Consider the following 18,021-nt stretch of genomic DNA (forward strand, 5'->3'; position numbering starts at 1 on the left):
CCCCAATTTATCGGGGGATTTAGGGGGATCTAGAACGTTTTGCTACCAAGAAGAGGACTTTTCAAACATCCTCTTAGTAGAAGCCTACAGCTAGCTATAAGCCTTTACAGGAGGTTATGGTTCAAATAAATCAAAAAAGCTGTAAGGATAACATTTATGTAGCATAATAAATACAATAGAATTACAGCATTAATTGTGTAATTTTTCAAAAAAAGTATAAATAATTGCCAATACTCTATTGCCTAATATGAATACTAAAATATCCCACTATTATCTGATAGTCGATTTGGAAGCCACATGCTGTAACAGTGGGACTATTCCCCGTCACGAAATGGAAATCATCGAAATTGGTGCAGTGATGCTCAATCGAACAACCTGGGAAATTGATTCAGAGTTTCAGCAATTCATCCAACCTGTGAGACATCCACATCTGACAGGTTTTTGCACCGAATTGACTAGTATTCGCCAGCAAGATGTTGACGAAGCACCCAAATTCTTAGAGGCGATTACTCGTTTTAAAGAATGGATTAATTTATTTCCCAACTATATTTTTTGTTCTTGGGGCAATTACGACAAAAAACAATTTATTCAAGATTGCACGTTTCATAATTTTCCTTATCCTTTTACTTCAAAACATATAAATATCAAAGAAGAATTTTCAGAATATCTTGGCGTATCTAAAAAATTTGGTATGGCACAAGCTCTCAATGAGTTGGGGATAGAATTAAAAGGCACACACCATCGTGGTATTGATGATGCCCGTAACATTGCGGCTATCTACAGACAGATGAAAAACAAAAAAATAAGCTGAATAATAAAAAAATTTTAGTAGCATAGCCTAGCTAAAATAGTGCATAAAATCTAGCTATTCTAGTGTGGACAAGATGTTCATACGGACGAGACGCTTCTATCAAAATAAAATTAGGAGTTGGATTAATAATTATTCTTAGCAAAAATATTTTTTTGATTATAAGGTTTTAATGGTTTCACAAAATAAAAGTTCAGCTATATTTATAGCTTGTTCAAATTAACTGACAACTAAGGTAACATATATAATATTTGGCTGAATTAGACTGCAAAACAACAGTTTCCAATCGGACTAGAACCCAATAATATTGATTTCGAGGCTACAATTTATGATCAGATTTTGGGGAAAAACAATAGTTGTTTTCTTCACAACAATTGTGTTGACAATTGTGCTAATTTCTCATGAACTAGTACCAATAGCTGAGGCACAACCTTCCACACCAATAGATGCAAGACCGTTTGCCACTGTCGCTTATCCTAATAGATCGTTAAGTGCTTCTCCTGCACAGCTACAACCATTGCCTTATGCTTATGGGGCACTAGGAAAAGCTATTGATGCTGAAACAATGAAATTGCATCATGATGCACATCATGCTAGCTACGTCAAGAACTTAAATGATGCATTGAAACAGTATCCAGATTTGCAAAAAAGAAGTGTTGAAGGTTTACTAGTGAATTTGAACAGCGTACCTGAAGATATTCGCACAAAAGTACGTAATAACGCTGGTGGTCATCTCAACCACACGATTTTTTGGCAACTGATGAGTCCCCAAGGTGGAGGACAACCATCAGGAGCGATCGCTCAAGAAATTAACCAAACTTTTGGCAGTTTTGATGCTTTTAAAAAACAGTTTAATGCAGCAGGTACAGCTCGTTTCGGTAGTGGTTGGGTTTGGTTAGTACGCAATCCTCAAAAGCAACTCCAGATTGTCACTACAGCAAACCAAGATAACCCAATTATGGACGGTTCATATCCGATTATGGGTAACGATCTGTGGGAACATGCTTATTACCTCAAATATCGCAACCGTCGAGCTGAGTATTTGGATAATTGGTGGAATGTGGTGAATTGGCCGCAGATTAACAGGCGACACCTTTCCTTCTCTACGGGACGCTCCCCGAACTGAACCGTATTGACATTCGCTTTGCCAAGCCAACGCAATTTAAGGCGTTGCTGAATAGAAGTATGAATCTAGATGTAGAGACGTAGCACTGCTACGTCTCTACAAGGATTTTGGTATTATGCAAAATCGTTTTCATACATGGAATCAGCAACGCCCAATTTAAAGCTGACTCTGCGCGTTTTCTACGTTCCGATTTGGGAATACTTGCATAGATTATTGGCAGCATCACGTTTTCTATAGCCGTAGAACGAGCCAGCAAATTGAACTGCTGAAACACAAAGCCAAGGCAGCGATTACGGATATATGCCAACTCATCATCGGTTAGGGTAGCACAACTAACTGTGCTACCCTACGTGGTTAATTATTTCTTTCTGAGTATGATGTTCGCAGACATCGCTGGTTTCCAGCGCTCTGACTTTTCGCTAAATCCCCTTATGTAACATAATTACGAATTTTTAAAGATCGGTGTTTGTAACGCACTATGGATAGTAGAACAATTAGCAATACAAGTGCTTTGATCATTGATGGCTCCACTACCTTCTTCACTTCCGTAGGGGTTGTAGGAGTAACATTACACGGAACCTCAATCATCTGTGTGTGATCAGAACCATTACCACCGGGAGTCAGATCGCATTCGCCTTTGCTATTGAGAGACAAAGGTGTATTTGCTGGAGAAACAGGTGCAGGTGGTTGAGATGAAGAAACAGATGGTTGAGCCGAAGAACTATCGCCACCGAGTAGTAGAAGCAGCATTAAAGCAAGACCCCCAACCCCGATTAGTGGCCAGAGTGGAAAGGAACCAGAACCCTCTGGTACTAGGACATCTCCCGTAGAACCAGGGAAAGCATCAAGGGCTATTGTTTCTCCCTCCAAGGCTAGTGGGTTGTCACTTAGTAAAGTATCTCCTGCGATATCTTCTCCTAAGAGTTGATTAAATTCCTGTGGAATCGCATTATTGGGGCGTCCGAGTTCTCCACCATCTTCGGAGTATGGAAAGGATAGTACTTCAAAAATCTTCTGTTGGAGTTGGTTCTGATCTCCAGAATTCAAGGCATCCAAGCCTGTAGAGATTTTATTTACATAAAAATTTGTCATCTCTGGCGACAGACCTAGAGATTGAATCTGCTCTTGAATGTTAGAAATCTTTGAGGCTTCTTCAAACAGCAGTCGTCCGTATGACAATTTTAGGTCTAGTAATCCATTACGCAGGCTAACAGAGTCATTGACTCCTGAGTATGGTGCCCAGTAGAACTGCTTGGTTACTAGTCCGAGTCCTTCTACTGGATTGCGACCAAAAGATTGTCCAAGAAGGTATTGAGATCCATCCATGATTGTGGGAGATGCGTTTCTCCAAAATGAAGCGTAAGGCACCGCAGAGAGATTGGGATTATTGCTGTAGAAGCTAGCGAAATTCTGGAAGTTTTTCTCCCCACCGGCTGCTCGGATCAGAAGGTTTTGATAACTAGTCCCATTGTTCAACTCCACTAATCGTTGGATTACCGATCCGGTCTTATTGCAGGTCAGACCAAATCCCACATTACATGCAGGAATGACTCGCATCTGGCTTAGATTCTGGTTATTGATTTGGTACTGGAGATACTCAGACTCCAGTCCTTGTTGGATGCCATAGCGTCCAATATTTAGCTGTGCAAAAGCAGACTGATATGTAGTGAGTACTACTGCAACAGATGAAAATGCGATCGCTCCAAAGCGAACTACCTTCTCTACAAGATGCTTTGCGAACGGCATCGTAATTCTTTGAACACTTGATTTAGACAAGATGCACCTCCACTAAACGACAGCAATTTAATTGGGCATTGGGTATAGAGAAAAGACAAGGTAGACACGAAAGAGGAGGAGACAAGGGAGAGACTTGTTCAATAATTTCCCTTTGTCTCCTTATCCTCTTGTCTCCACTCTCTAATTCAACTCTTAGGTAAATAAATATTGATCGTGATTCCTGTACCTTTGAGATTTCCTGATGAGAGTGTGTGATATAAGACCATTGCCCGGTTTGGTTGATCAAAAAGATACCCACGACGGGTAGGTTTGATTTTCCCTTCTTTGACTAAGGAAACGAAGGCTTGTAAATATCTACGTATACCTTGACGGTTCTCTTGAGTAGTATTCGTATGATGCTCAATCAGCATCATAAAGAAGTCCAAGCTCCGATTTTCCTGCCCTTGAATCAGACTGCCTTCATCTAGGAAAGAACTTGCTATGAGCCTGTTATCAACTTGTTTAACCTTAAATAGAGTAAAGTAACGTCCTTCTTTTTTAGGATCGTTGGCATAACAGACCCAAGAACCCTCATTATTTTGTGTAAAACCCTGTTCAGCAAGGTAAGAAAGCAAAGAATTACTTGCCTTAGTTTGTGGTGGAGGTAATAAATCTTCAATGGGATCTAAAGAGCAAATCCTCTGTGTTGTTTTCTGTGGATGAACAGCAGGAGTCTCTTGAGTATTGACGCGAAAGGGCTTGTCATTAGACATTGCCATGCTAGACATTGCAGCCAATGCAGATACTTGAAGAGCGATCGCTCCAAACAAACGAACAATGATATTCATGTTTTTCCTGTTACTTTTACTTACTTTGTGAATAGTCAAATTGTTACTACGAGATTTATCTAGCAGCCCTAAATTATTTGTTAAATTTAAGTGTTTGCCTGATTTGAGCGAGGGAAACTTAAGTTTTCACTAATCAAATAGGGCTTTTATATATTGGTAACTAAGTACGAATAGAATCAATATCTAAATAAAACATCAATACCAATGTTTTGTTGGCAATAAAAATTAGGCTTTTTGATATTTTTACATACACAAAAAACAATCGACATTGTGTCAGAATTTTTCTATTTACTATTGTCTAATTTTTTGCCATTTCAAGAGGGTTTTATGCCTTTATAGCTGGCTATCATGATTCCTAAAAAAGAGCTTTAATTAGCTCTTTAGTACCTTATATAAGCAGAGTTTAAAAAGCTCTGTGCTTTGCACATTAGGGCTTTTGTTGATTTCCTGGGTAGGTTGAATAATTTTTTTTTTTGGAGGTAGCACACCTAATTAGCTGTTTCAGCATGGTTACAAATGGATGTATAAAATCATATCTCCTTGACAGTAAAATAATATTACCATGAGCTTGAGACATGCAACAGTATTGTGGACAGTTGTCAAAGCTGTACACTGGGAATCAGTAGGAATTCAGCACCCAAGAGTCAGGAATACACATCTCCAGAAATTAAATATGTGTTACCCAGAACCCTTGTAGAGACTTAGCAGTGCTACGTCAAAACAATTATTTTTCACTCCTATGTCTAATCAGAATTTATCAGGAATCTAGAATGATTGGTATATTTATTCATCAAATGCTCTCCTGATTTTTTAACTATTCTGACTCCTGAATTCTTACGGGAATCGTAACTACCTCTTCATTCAATTTCACAGCAAATACGTGAGAGACAAGCTTAATCTATTTACACACTACTAGTATTTAAGAACTTAATACTATTTTTAATAAACCGAATGACACGCTTGTTAAGATACAGCCCTTATCCTGACTGGTTAAGAGCCTCCAGGCTTGGGAACTCATTCTAGGAGGCTCCGCCTCCATAGCTTGACAAGAGGTAGAACCTCTCGGAATACATTCTCAAACCTCCAGGCTGGGAACGAGTCTACACAAGCTTTTGGGCTTTTCTTAGTGCCATTTGTTAGTAAACCCTTAATTTATGTAGTAAATATAACTTATATTTTGAATAAAATACGTATAAGTAATAGATTGCGATCGCTAATCCAAGTTTCTAATTATCGTGTCAAGCGATGTCTAGGATGGGCTATGCCTACGCACCAAACAAAGTTAAGTTAAATATAAGTATAAAATTCGCGATTTAGCACGGTGTTTCAGTTGTCGCCACAGACCTTATAAGCTTGTAAGCTAAAGATTTCCGACTTCTCTGAGTGTTTTAAGTAGGACTATATATTGTCATAACGAAAGAGTATGTGCTTAAATTAGCTCTATAGATAGAGAAATATCCTGAGCCAAGTTGGTATAATTACAAGTTTCACTAATAACGATTTTTTACTAAAATTAAGATATTAATTTGGTATTTTTACAAGCCTTGGCAGTATGAATGTGGAATTTTTTAACAGGATTCCCTTGATGCCTTTAGTATTACTCTTATTGGCTTATACTCTCCTGGGATGGTATCTTGCTGCTAATCATATTATTTGGTTAGTGGGAGCTTTTGTAGTGGCTATGGTTATAGCTGTAGTGCGAAAGAGTTTTTCTTGGTTAGAGCGTTTGGTTGAATTTGGATCGAGAACTTTAGTTGTCATATTATTTTTAAGTATATCTATTGCTTTTGTAGCAACTTGGTCAATATTATTAAGGTTCTTTATTATCCCCTTAGCAACTACGCTTTTAGCTGATTTAGAAATGCGCTTTTCTGGTTGCAATAAACTAGATTCATTTTGGCTTATAACTGTCCTAGCTGTCTTGGGTTTGGTAGTAGGTGAAGTAATAGATATTTTATTTTTTTCCAGTAACAGATACTAAAGAATTAAGAATAAGAAGCCGATATATTATTTCTTAATTAAGAGCGTACAGATGTGCATCTCTTTTTAATCAAAATTAGGGAGCGATCGCAGTCTTACAGTAGGTGTAAATCAAGCATATTAAATCAATAAAACGTTTGCAGTGTAGGAATTACGCTAAGTAAGTAGACGCGATTAAACCGAACTATATAAAGTTTTGTATTGATAAAGGGAAAAGTTAACTGCTTTGAACATCATCGGTTTGCAGCAGGGTAAGTGGACACAAAACTTGCTGAGTGGTGCGAAAGTTCTGGGTTTATTGCTGGTAGTAATTCTTGGACTTACCACCATTCCCAATTCTGCCGCCCCTGTGGAATCTGCATCATCAGGAACGTGGGGATTGGGAATGGTGTTTGTGTTGCTCTCTTACGGCGGTTGGAATGAAGCGGCTTACATCTCGGCAGAAATTCAAGATGGACGACGTAACATTGTGCGATCGCTGATGTGGAGTATTGGCATCATCACTACTATTTACTTACTCATCAATCTGGCTTACCTGCGGGGATTGGGATTAGCAAATATGGCCCAGTCCGAAGCAGTAGCCGCAGATTTAATGCGCTCTCTTTGGGGCGCACCAGGAGCTTTGTTCATCAGTGTATTGATTGCGATCGCTACTTTAGGAGCAACCAACGCCACAATCTTTACCGGAGCGCGTACCAATTTCGCACTGGGACAGGATTTTTCGCTATTTGGTTTTATGGGGCGCTGGCAGCAACCTCCTAGTAGCCCTACCTATGCCTTATTCTTACAAGCTGCGATCGCTTTAGCACTGGTTTTTTTAGGCACGCTCACCCGCAAAGGCTTTGAAACAATGGTGGATTACACCGCCCCGATATTTTGGTTCTTCTTCTTGCTTTCCGGTATATCACTGCTGGTATTGCGAATCCGCGAACCCCACATAGTGCGTCCATGCCGTGTGCCATTTTATCCTTTCACACCATTACTCTTTTGTGCCGTCTGTGTTTACTTGCTTTATTCCAGCTTGGTTTATACAGGTGTGGGAGCAGTTGCAGGTGTTTTAGTTGTGGCAGCCGATATCCCCCTGCTGTTCTGGAATAACTATCGTCAAGGCTAGTAGTCTGCCAACCCAAAATTGTTAGGTGAGGGCTGGGAAAAGGGGAAAGGTTAAAGGAGTAAACATCTTTCCCTTTCCCCCTTGCCCTTAAAAGAGCCAAGTGTTTGGCGTTAAGTTGACACTAATGAGCAATGCTGTGCCCTGACGACAGATGTGGTTCAAATACATGATTTATGCTGTAAGCAGAAAATATGATAGGGTTAAAAGGAAAGAATGCTTTAATTACAGGTGCAACTTCCGGTATTGGTCAGGCGATCGCAAAGCTACGTTGCCTGTTTTGTTAGCCTCGTGTAGGGTACGAACCACGCTTGTAGAAATGGGGGACTCAGACATTCTGCTTTGCTTCAGAGCAGTTCTTGGTGAAGTCATTTCCCCCTTTTCCCTGCCTCTCCCTTGATGTAAGGCTTGCGTACTTTCCACAATTGAGCCGATACATACCATTAGTGGAATTAAACGCTTATGACTAGCGCGATCGATAAGAACAGTTTGCTAGAAGCAGAAGCCTGGGAATTGTTGGAAGAGTCGATAATTTATTACCAGGGAAAACCCATTGGTACTGTAGCCGCCCAGGATGCGGAGTCAGATGCACTCAATTATGACCAGTGCTTCCTCCGCGATTTTGTCCCTTCTGCCTTGGTGTTTCTCATGCACGGCAAAGCAGAGATTGTGCGTAACTTCTTAGTAGAAACACTGAAATTACAAAGTCATGAAAAGCAGATAGACTGCTTTGAACCGGGAGCGGGATTAATGCCTGCAAGTTTCAAAGTACATTCTACTGGGAATGAGGAATTTTTGGTCGCTGATTTTGGTGAACTAGCGATCGCTCGTGTTCCTCCAATTGATTCTTGTATGTGGTGGATTCTCTTGCTACGCGCCTATGAAAAAGCTACAGGCGATTTGACTCTAGCGCGTCAGCCAGATTTTCAAGCAGGAATCAAGTTAATTTTGGATCTTTGCTTGGTACATCGCTTTTCCATGTACCCAACAATGTTAGTTCCCGATGGCGCATTTATGATTGACCGTCGTATGGGAGTCTACGAACATCCTCTAGAAATTCAGGTGTTATTCTATGCGTCCCTCAGAGCTGCTAATGAATTGCTTTTACCAAATGGAGATGGCGATAGCTACATTGGCAAAGTCAATAGACGCTTAGGATCTTTGAAATATCATATCCGCAACTATTACTGGCTAGACCTGAAGCGATTGGGGGAAATCTATCGTTACAAGGATAACGAATTTGGTAAAGAAATTGTTAATAAATTCAACATCAACTCAGAATCAATCCCTAGTTGGTTGACCGAGTGGTTGCCCGAAACTGGAGGATATTTAGCGGGAAACTTGGGGCCGGGACGGATAGATTTTCGCTTTTTTGCTCTGGGAAATCTGATGGCAATCTTAGCTTCCTTAGCAAGCGAAAAAGAATCTCAAAGCATTATGAATTTATTTGCCCAACGTTGGCAAGACTTGATCGGCTATATGCCTGTTAAAATTTGCTTTCCAGCCTTGGAAGGTTTAGAGTGGAGGATTGTTACAGGATGTGATTCTAAAAACAGGGCTTGGTCTTATCACAACGGCGGTAACTGGCCCGTTTTACTGTGGTTATTTACTGCGGCAGCACTGAAAGCAGGTCGAACAGAACTTGCCCAAGCAGCGATCGCTATTGCCGAAAAGCGTTTATTTAGAGATAAATTCCCGGAATACTACGATGGCAACAATGGTCGTTTAATTGGCAAAGAAGCCAGAACTTATCAAACTTGGAGCATTGCCGGATTGCTAGCTGCTAAAAAGTTTGTGGAAAATCCAGAATACTTGGAATTAATCAGCTTTGCAGAGGGTTTTGAAGTCCCAGGCTGTAGCCTGTAGGTACTGAATGCCCCACAAAACTCTACCCCCAAAGCTGATTTAATAGTGCAATTGTATTAGGGTGCTTCTGCTAAATAGCTATATTTACACAACATCACAAGCGATGCAGCTTTGCGTCTATGCCAAACTTTTAGTAAGTATTCAGTTAATAAATAGCATATTTGTGGTAGGTAAAATTTTGATCGCTTCTTTTCTAGGAGATACTACGCCAACGATTTATTCTGCGTCTGATGCCCCTTCTCAAATACCCGATAACTGATACACTATATTGTAAGAGGTATCTGAAGTGTCATACTTAGTAATATCACCAGATAGTCTTTGCATAATTAACACGTTTTAACGTGTATAAACCATGAAAACTACTTCAGATTTAATTCCAGAATTTGAAAAACTATTCAGACAGAAATTGCAACTAAATAATTGTAAGCTCAGAAAGAAAAGACAAGAAAATAATTATGAAATTGTGACGCCAGCTAAAGATATTTTTTTGATGTACTGGTCTGAATTCCCAGAAATTAACTTAATATATCAGCCTATAGGGGTACGCACTCAGCAGACTGGAGTTTATGAGCGAGCTATTCGCTTGCACATTAGTTCTAGTCTGAGTAGTATTCAAGAGAGTCCTAGCTCTGAATCTGCATTATTGGTGAAATAACTAATACTCAGATAACCCAGATAATATTTACTAATACTCTCGCCAGTTTTGTTATATAACTGACGAGAGTCAATCAACAAAAATCTGTTGATCAAGAGATAAAAATGCAATCCGAAAAAAATCAAGATCAAGATCAGCTAGATTATAAAACTTTGTTAGCTAATGCAAAGCAAGCTTTAAAACTTGAATACCATAAATCAGCCGCTTTAGCGTCCCAACTGCAAGCCATCAAAACTCAGTTACAGCAAGTCCAGGCTGAAAACAAAACTCTCAGAGAAAGTGCTTATGAGGATGTAATTAAGCACTTTGAGGCGCGTACCCAAGCAGCAGAAGCACTAGCACTAAAAACAGAAGTACGCCAAAGATTCCTTGAAGCTAATGGTTGCGAAGATGATGAGAGCTTCGATAATCTATGGGACAACATTAAAAATAAGATTCAGATCCAAGACGGTGAAGTGAGAATCGTTGCTCAAAATGGTACTCCTAAGTTCACTTTAACGGGTAGCATGATGACTTTGAGGGATTTTATTCAATCCCTCAAACAAGACCCAATCTTGGGAAAATTTTTCTTTAACTAGAGGGACAAATTAATAAAAACCTCTGTTTAGAAGTGGACTAAATCTTGTAGCAGAAAGCTATTCATCCCTACCTTGCGAGTACGCTGAAGGTGGGGACTTTCGCGTTACGTTAAACTATGTCTGTTGCAATAAATTTTGTTAATGGCAATCGCTCACTGTCGCCTGCTATGTAACTATTTAATCTTAAAATCGCTTAACCTGGGGGGGTTGCTTCTTCAAAGGGACGGATAATCGCCGGAGCTGGTGTAACCTCTGGTTTAAAAATTCCCTGCAAGGCTTGTTCTAAAGTTTGGGCCATGACAATCCGGTTTTCGTAAGCCACGACTACCCGCACCAAAGTTGGCAGACTATTCTGTGTGGCTTCTAGATAGATTGGCTCGACATACAGTAAGGATTGCTCAATAGGAATTACTAATAGATTGCCTTGAATCGCCCTTGAACCCTGGCGATTCCACAAGGAAATTTGCTGAGAAATTACTGGGTCTTGGTTAATCCGCGCCTCGATTTGCTCTGTCCCATAAACCAGGCGTTCTTTAGGAAATACGTATAGGACGAGCTTACCATAATTCTTGCCATCGGATCGCGCCGCTAACCAAGCGATTAAATTAGTCCGTTGTTTGGGAGTATAAGGGAGAAACAGGATAAATTCTTCTCTACGAGAGGCTTCTCTTTCAGAGACACGATCGCGATCGCCAACAAAAGCGACTGTAGGTAGACTAGTAATCAAATAGTAAGGCTCTACCGGACGGGGTTCACTACCATAAATTTCGTTGGGGATTTGCCATTGGTCTTCCCGGTTATAAAATACCTGAGGATCGGTCATGTGGTAAGTCATCAACCGCTTAGATTGAATTTTGAAAAAGTCTACTGGATACCGGGTATGACTGCGGAGATTTACTGGCATAGCACTGAGCGGTTTGAACATTTTAGGAAATATGTTTGACCAAGTGCCAATGATCGGATCGCTTGGATCGGCAATATAAAAGTTAACAGTACCGTTGTAAGCATCAATTACTACTTTGCTCGAATTGCGAATGTAGTTGATACCATCGCTACCAGTGTCTGAGTAAGGATAGCGATCGCTCGTTGTGTAGGCATCAACAATCCAGTAAAGATTACTGGGATTACTGGGAAAATCTTGATTAGCAGCAGCAGCTACTAAATAAGGGTCGCTGTCAAATTTCAGGAAAGGTGCGATCGCTTGAATTCTTTGCTTGACATTTCGTCGAAGTAAGACTTTTGTATCTGGCAAAAAATCCCGTGTCAGCAACATCTGCCAATCTTTCAAATACATCGCAAATAGCAAGCGCCGCCATACCGAACCAATTTCAACACCACCCAGACCATTGTAAGAGTTGTAAACATTATCACTACCGCTTGGGTAGTCCAATTCTCTAACTTTTGTGCCAGTCATTACATAACTATTAGTAATTTCGCCGTAATAAATCCGGGGTTGTCCAATGGGAATACTTTCACGAATGGCTTCACTGGAAGTTGTCAGAGCAGTACTATTACCGCTAATATCTTTGACAAAATATTCTGGTAGCCCACCCGGCCCAACTGTATTAACTGGGCTAACAGTGAATCCGAAACCGTGGGTATAAATTAAATGGCGGTTAACCCATGTTTGAGCTTCCTGTGGTACAGCAGTGTAATCTAATTCTCGTGCGGCAATCAATACCTGTCGCCGTTCTGGTGCTTCAACTGGTTCTGGTGGCTTTTGGGGAGCGGATGGTTGGCGGGAAGCTATATCTGTTTTGAGAGTATAACGATCAATATCGGCATCGGGGAACCGATAATACGGCCGAATTTGTTGCAGTTGACGGTTAGTTTCTAACAGTGGTCGCTGATCCCAAAGGCGAATATTCCGAATTGTCAGGTCATTTTTTTGAATGTCAGCTTCAGTCAATGTTCCTTGGGGGTTGAAGCCTCTAGAATCGATCGCCTCTAAATCAAATGCTTGGCGAGTCAAGGCGATAGTACGCTGAATATAGGGTTGCTCTCGTTGCAACTCATTAGGTTGGACAATTAAATATTGCACCACAATCGGTAGAACAACGCCAGCAGCAACTAATACTAGATAAACCCCTAATCCGTAAAATACCAAAGGACGATACTGCGATTTGGGTTTCCAGAAAAACGTTCGCCAAAGTAGGTAAAAGGCGATCGCTACTGCCAGAATGCATAATACGGTGTAAGCTGGCAACTGGGCTGTCACATCGGTATAGCTGGCACCATAACTTACTCCACGGCTAGAATACACGAGTTCATAGCGACTTTGCCAATAACTTAGAGCTACCACCAGCATCAATAAGCCACCCATACCGTATAAATGACGCTGCTGCTGGGGCGAAAAACCAGGGAAAATTCCTTGACTCAAACTATCCCCTGACAATAGATAAGTGAGAGTAACGGCGACGAAGCCATACAAACATAATCCCATCAGCCAGAGTTCTAGCAGTTCCCAAAAGGGTAAGGAAAATACGTAAAAGCTGATATCTCGACCAAATAAAGGCTCAGTGCTGTTGAAAAGGGTGGGGTAGAAATATTGCAGCAGTTTTGGCCAGTGTTGGAATAGGATGAACGCAAAAATGGGACTGAGCAAAACTGCGATCGCAGTTAATAAAAATTGGGGATAAATTAAGATGGCGATCGCAACTCCCCCAATGAAGCTGAGATTCCAGATTTGAGAGGGAATCTGCCTCAAGAGTTGCCAGATTGTCTCTGGTCGAAATAAGGCAGGAACAGGTAGATTAGCCTGATTAACGGGAGAATGCCAGTAAAAAAGAGCAATTTGACCATAGTGAGCCAGCATCAACCCGATCAACAAGCTCAGTACCAGAGTCAGAGGTAATAACCAACGCAATCTCAATGCTTGAAAGCGTTGTGGTGTAAGTCTTTGGGTTTCGTTGCTTCTTTGATAATCAGGACTGAGAAAATTTGTTAATTTACTGCTGAGTTGTGCTGACTCAACCTTCAAAGACTGGGGATATTTTAGTCGTTGTGCTAAAGCCAGGTTTAGCAGTAGATAAGCAGCAGTTATTCCAGCCACCACTACCCACAAAATACTACCAGTTATCACCCTCAACAGAAATACTTGGAGATAGCCGACTTCCTGAAACCAAAAAATCTCTGCTCCCAGCCGGGAACCCAGATCCAACAGTAGCCACAGCCCCAAGAATCCGATTAATATTCTAAAGCCCCATTTCCGATACATTCCGTGGTGGCCAAACTCTCTGCAAAGCTAACCTTACTGCATTAAGGAAAGTATGTAAAAGGGAGGGACTGGAGTAGTGGTATTTCAAACGACAAATTATGGAATTAGCTCTAAGCACGAACATATTTTGGAATGTTTTCCCGCCCCCAAACCCCAGTCCAGAAGCGGCGTTCCTCCCTCACCATACCTACTCATTGGTGGGAGATTCTTCGCTGCAACCAGTTGATACTTTTCCAAAAATTATTACTACTTTCTAGAATAGCTAAATTTAGCAATGCCTCAAAGCCGATATCCTACACTAAAATAAAAGCCATGATCCTGAGCATTTTCACCCCGGTCATCTAAGTTAATTAGGGGAAGACCATAATCTAACCGCATATTTAGATTTGGTAACGGTTCCCATAAAACTCCTAATCCCACACCTGCTAAAAATTTCTGTTTTTGTAACTGGTTGGGGTTATTATTCACATTCCAGATCACTCCCGCATCGAAAAATGGAGCAATTTGCAGCGTAGAATTTCCAGATTCGTCTTTTTCTAGAGTGATGCGGTCTTCTAGCGAAAATCGGACTCCGTTATCGCCAGCGCGGGCATTTTGTCGATAACCGCGCAAAGATTGACCACCGCCAATCACAAACTGCTGAGAGGGTAATAAACCATTGGGTGTTAGTTGTACCTCAGCTTGGGCGATTAAGAGATTATCGGTAGTCAACCGTTGCACCCGTTGGACTTGCGCCAACCAACTGAAAAAGCGACCATCAGGAACAGGGTCAGAGTTGATAGTGGCATCAAAGCTACCAATACCCAAATTAAATAGCGATCGCAATGCCCATGCACCATTGACATCCCGGCGTACATAATCTTGACCAAACTTAATAACACGGGTACGGCTATTACCTTCTGTGTCAGGCCCAAAGCCAAAAGCTGTTGGGCCTGCGAAAGTAAATGTCTGACCATCTTGGACAGTAAAGCCTAATGATAAAGCTAATTCTTCACGAGGCGATCGCACCAAAGGCTGACGATAACTTATTTCATATAACCGGGATTCTCCCCGAATATCAAAGGCATTCAAAGGTTCTTGAACGACTTTGTTGTTGTTAATAGTGGTACGTAGTTGTAAAGTACCATTCATCGCATTTAGTGGTACTCGGTAGCTAAAATCATAAATATTTGAGCCTCCCTGGGTTGTGCGGTAATAAGCTGCTGCAAGTTCATCACCTATACCGGTGAGGTTTCGATAACTAGCATTAAAGCCCAATCTTTCAGAACCAACGCTAGGTGGGGAATAATTATCAATACTTACTGACCCATCAAAGGCATCAGCTTCACTAACTCTGACTACCAGAATACTTTGACCAACCTGATTACCTGTGCGTAAGCTAGCTTCTACATTTGACAGTAGAGGATCGGTTCGTAACAATCTTAATTGGTCTTCTAAATTAGCTGTGGAAAGAGGTTTACTAGCGCCTAGAGCGACACGCGATCGCACATAATTAGGATTCAGGCGTTTTGTTCCTTGGATTTCAATTTTTTCCACACCACCTTCAATTACCCGAATTTGTACCACACCACCGGTAATTGCTTGGTCAACCAAAATTGCTCTTGAGGTGATAAAGCCGCGCTCAAGATAGATTTGGGTAATTGCATCGGCAACTTCTCTGAGTTGTTCTAAGCTGACAGAACGTCCTTCAACTGGCTTTGTGATGGAATTCAGTTGCTCTGAATTCAAAATTGTACTGCCTGTCACCTCAATTTTCTTAACCTGAATACTTTCAACAGCAGGCACAGGCGCAGGTTCTGGAGTCGGAATCGGCTGCACAGGTGTTTGAGTTTCTGGCGGTAAAGGTTCTGGATTTGGTGCAGATTGCGGAAACCTTTGCCGATTTGGATCGCCTTCTGGATTTGCTGCTTGCGCCAATATCTGATCTGGTAATTGTGAAGGAAGCAGGAGGTTGCAATACAGCGTAGGCAATTCTTGAAGACGCTGTGCTAACAGACCTAGAGTGATGGCAGGATACAAAATCAGAGATTTGGATGCGGACTCAAACCCAAAACCTGTTTGGTCGTGGCAAGAGGCAGATAGGGCAGCGTTAGCGTCGAGCAGTATTCCTTCTGCCTCTTCCCCTCTGCCTCCTGCATCTCTTTCTAAAAATACAGATGAACTAGACAAATTACCATAACTTGGCGATATGGATGCCAGCCATAACACACCATGAACTAAAAATACATACTGCATCCTAAACTTTAAATGCCACCGCATACAATTACTACTCTCTTTTGAATTTGCCTACGTAGATAACTAGGAGGTTTCCAAGTTAACACACGAGATTCACTCTGATGTAGTGTTGGCTGAGTTTTACAGGCTTTTTCTAAAATTAATCAAAAGATATATCACTAGTGTAAGTAATATTTAGCACTTATAATTTACATATATGACCTGATAATATGCTGCTTATTCGTAAAGAAAATCATATTTTGATTAAAAAATTATCAAGTACGTACTTACGCAATATTCCTATACTCGGTTAGATTTATTACAGGATATCTTGGACGAGAAATATAAACAATATTTGTTAGGAGACAGTCAGATGTTGAGACAATCTTTAGCTATTCTGAGTGGAGTTGCCCTTCTAAGTGGTCTAGGAGCAGTTTTCAACACACCTAGCTACGCAGCAGGCACTATTCAGTTTTCTTGCGATACTACTAGTAGTGCATTACCTGCAACGAAGGCTACCAACATCGCGACAGGTGCAAGCTTGTCAGTAGTTCGCTGGTACTCAGAGTATTTTACTGGTTCTGGATATGACCCTGTAACCCGTTGTCAGCAAGTGTCTGCAAGATTTCAACAAGCTCATAACAATGGTTCTTTAGATTACATCACCGCAGGTGTAGTTAACGGTATGCCTGTAGTTTGTGCAGCCAGTCCAGGAGGTAGTTGCAACAGCAGCAATCTACTATTCACCCTCAAGCGTGGTGTGAATGCGGCAGAAACCTTGCAAAGACTCTTTGATGTGCGTGATGGTGCTGGCCCTGCTTTGTATGAATCTAAAGGTCGGACTTATGTTAACTTGACACAAAAATTAGCTCCTCTGAACGCATCGACAGGAGTAACTGGTTCTAATGGTGCAGCAGCTACACCAACTACACCAAGCAAGCCGGGTCGCGCATTCTAAAGAATTTTTATTAAGTACAAAATGAAATTTCGTAATTTTTGTATGCTTGCTTGTGTTGCTAGTTTACCGTTTACGCTATCAACACAGGCATTTTCTTCAGAAGTAGCTTCCCAGGCTAGTGTTTTGGGTGTCAGTTTAACTAGTCAAGCAAAAGCACAATTGTCATTGAAGCAGTTACGCGATCGCGGTCGGGCAATTACCGTCAAAGTGCTTGCAGGACAAGGTTGGGGTTCAGGAATTTTAATCAAAAAACAAGGTCAAGTTTATACAGTAATAACTAATGCCCACGTCCTGAGAATCGGTAAAAGTTATCAAATCCAAACTGCTGATGGCAAGATTTACAGCGCACAGGCGATTAAATCTACGCAATTTCCAGATGATGATTTAGCTTTACTGAGTTTTAGGAGTGCGAATAATTATGCGATCGCGGCGATCGCTAGTTCATCTCTAGCCATTGGAGATGAAACCTTTGCAACTGGTTATCCTGACGAACAACAAGGCTTAGTTTTCACAACGGGTAAAGTTGAATACTTGTTACCAAAAGCTTTTCGGGGTGGGTATCAACTTGGTTACAGCAACGACATTTTTAAAGGAATGAGTGGTGGCCCATTACTAAATCGTCGTGGTGAACTTGTAGGAATTAACGGCAAACATAAGTACCCTCTCTGGGGCAATACTTATATCTTTAAAGACGGTTCCACCCCAGTTTTACAAGTCCGACAAAAATTTGATGCATCTAGTTGGGCTGTTCCAATTCAAACATTTTTACAACTTGCTCCCCAATTTGCCACTGGGGCGACATCTCCACCTAAAGTGCAATCTTCCTTTCCCACTCCCATTGTTCCTGAAGTTCCCCATTTACCCTTATCTCCAGAGGGAACGCCAAGTTTTCCCATCCCAACAACTAATCAAATCTCTCCAAGTTCATTTTGGTAAAAAGGAAT

Annotated in this window: 12 protein-coding genes and 3 pseudogenes; 10 read left to right on the forward strand and 5 right to left on the reverse strand. The window is 41.1% G+C overall.

The genetic code is table 11. The features are described from left to right. Window positions 1–247 precede the first annotated feature (247 nt). Window positions 248–811, forward strand: a complete 564-nt coding sequence (locus tag RMX98_RS25895; RefSeq protein ID WP_322680779.1) for a 3'-5' exonuclease — start codon at window positions 248–250, stop codon at window positions 809–811. Window positions 812–1,136: 325 nt separating this feature from the next. After that, window positions 1,137–1,934, forward strand: a complete 798-nt coding sequence (locus RMX98_RS25900; protein WP_322680778.1) for a superoxide dismutase — start codon at window positions 1,137–1,139, stop codon at window positions 1,932–1,934. Between the two features lie 157 nt (window positions 1,935–2,091). Here RMX98_RS25900 and RMX98_RS25905 read toward each other — a convergent pair. The 3 genes and pseudogenes from RMX98_RS25905 to RMX98_RS25915 form a co-directional block, all read right to left on the reverse strand. Further along, window positions 2,092–2,259 (reverse strand): annotated as a pseudogene (locus tag RMX98_RS25905) (macrolide ABC transporter ATP-binding protein); the annotation flags it as partial. Window positions 2,260–2,363: 104 nt separating this feature from the next. After that, entirely contained in the window at window positions 2,364–3,680 is a 1,317-nt protein-coding gene (locus tag RMX98_RS25910) for a hypothetical protein (RefSeq protein WP_322680777.1), read from the reverse strand. Between the two features lie 176 nt (window positions 3,681–3,856). After that, entirely contained in the window at window positions 3,857–4,498 is a 642-nt protein-coding gene (locus tag RMX98_RS25915; RefSeq protein ID WP_322680776.1) for a hypothetical protein, read from the reverse strand. Window positions 4,499–6,050: 1,552 nt separating this feature from the next. Between RMX98_RS25915 and RMX98_RS25920 the strand changes: the two genes are divergently transcribed. From RMX98_RS25920 to RMX98_RS25945, 6 genes and pseudogenes are all read left to right on the forward strand, one after another. After that, a complete protein-coding gene (locus RMX98_RS25920) occupies window positions 6,051–6,479 on the forward strand; it encodes a hypothetical protein (RefSeq protein ID WP_322680775.1) in 429 nt (142 codons plus the stop codon). Window positions 6,480–6,695: 216 nt separating this feature from the next. Further along, window positions 6,696–7,592 (forward strand): annotated as a pseudogene (locus RMX98_RS25925) (APC family permease); the annotation flags it as partial. Between the two features lie 191 nt (window positions 7,593–7,783). Continuing rightward, a pseudogene (locus RMX98_RS25930) lies at window positions 7,784–7,852 on the forward strand (2-deoxy-D-gluconate 3-dehydrogenase); the annotation flags it as partial. Between the two features lie 199 nt (window positions 7,853–8,051). After that, window positions 8,052–9,455 (forward strand): glycoside hydrolase 100 family protein, encoded by a 1,404-nt coding sequence (locus RMX98_RS25935; protein WP_322680774.1) that lies wholly within the window; start codon window positions 8,052–8,054, stop codon window positions 9,453–9,455. 352 nt (window positions 9,456–9,807) lie between these two features. Continuing rightward, window positions 9,808–10,110: a hypothetical protein gene (locus tag RMX98_RS25940; RefSeq protein WP_322680773.1), complete on the forward strand. Its 303-nt coding sequence runs from the start codon at window positions 9,808–9,810 to the stop codon at window positions 10,108–10,110. A 104-nt stretch (window positions 10,111–10,214) separates the two neighbouring features. Then, window positions 10,215–10,688: a hypothetical protein gene (locus RMX98_RS25945; RefSeq protein WP_322680772.1), complete on the forward strand. Its 474-nt coding sequence runs from the start codon at window positions 10,215–10,217 to the stop codon at window positions 10,686–10,688. A 193-nt stretch (window positions 10,689–10,881) separates the two neighbouring features. Here the strand turns inward: RMX98_RS25945 and RMX98_RS25950 are convergent, their stop codons facing one another. Further along, window positions 10,882–13,905 carry a UPF0182 family protein gene (locus tag RMX98_RS25950; RefSeq protein WP_322680771.1) on the reverse strand — a complete coding sequence of 1,008 codons (3,024 nt, stop codon included), beginning with the start codon at window positions 13,903–13,905 and terminating at the stop codon, window positions 10,882–10,884. A 279-nt stretch (window positions 13,906–14,184) separates the two neighbouring features. Next, window positions 14,185–16,164, reverse strand: coding sequence for a ShlB/FhaC/HecB family hemolysin secretion/activation protein (locus RMX98_RS25955; protein WP_322680770.1), 1,980 nt, complete (start codon window positions 16,162–16,164; stop codon window positions 14,185–14,187). Between the two features lie 328 nt (window positions 16,165–16,492). Here RMX98_RS25955 and RMX98_RS25960 point away from each other — a divergent pair, with 328 nt between their 5' ends. Both RMX98_RS25960 and RMX98_RS25965 read left to right on the forward strand, forming a co-directional pair. Then, on the forward strand, window positions 16,493–17,077 hold the full coding sequence (locus tag RMX98_RS25960) for a COP23 domain-containing protein (RefSeq protein ID WP_322680769.1): 585 nt from the start codon (window positions 16,493–16,495) through the stop codon (window positions 17,075–17,077). Between the two features lie 21 nt (window positions 17,078–17,098). Continuing rightward, window positions 17,099–18,013, forward strand: coding sequence for a serine protease (locus RMX98_RS25965; RefSeq protein WP_322680768.1), 915 nt, complete (start codon window positions 17,099–17,101; stop codon window positions 18,011–18,013). Window positions 18,014–18,021: the final 8 nt, after the last annotated feature.

The sequence above is a fragment of the Nostoc sp. DedQUE02 genome (assembly GCF_034531035.1).
GTDB lineage: Bacteria > Cyanobacteriota > Cyanobacteriia > Cyanobacteriales > Nostocaceae > Nostoc.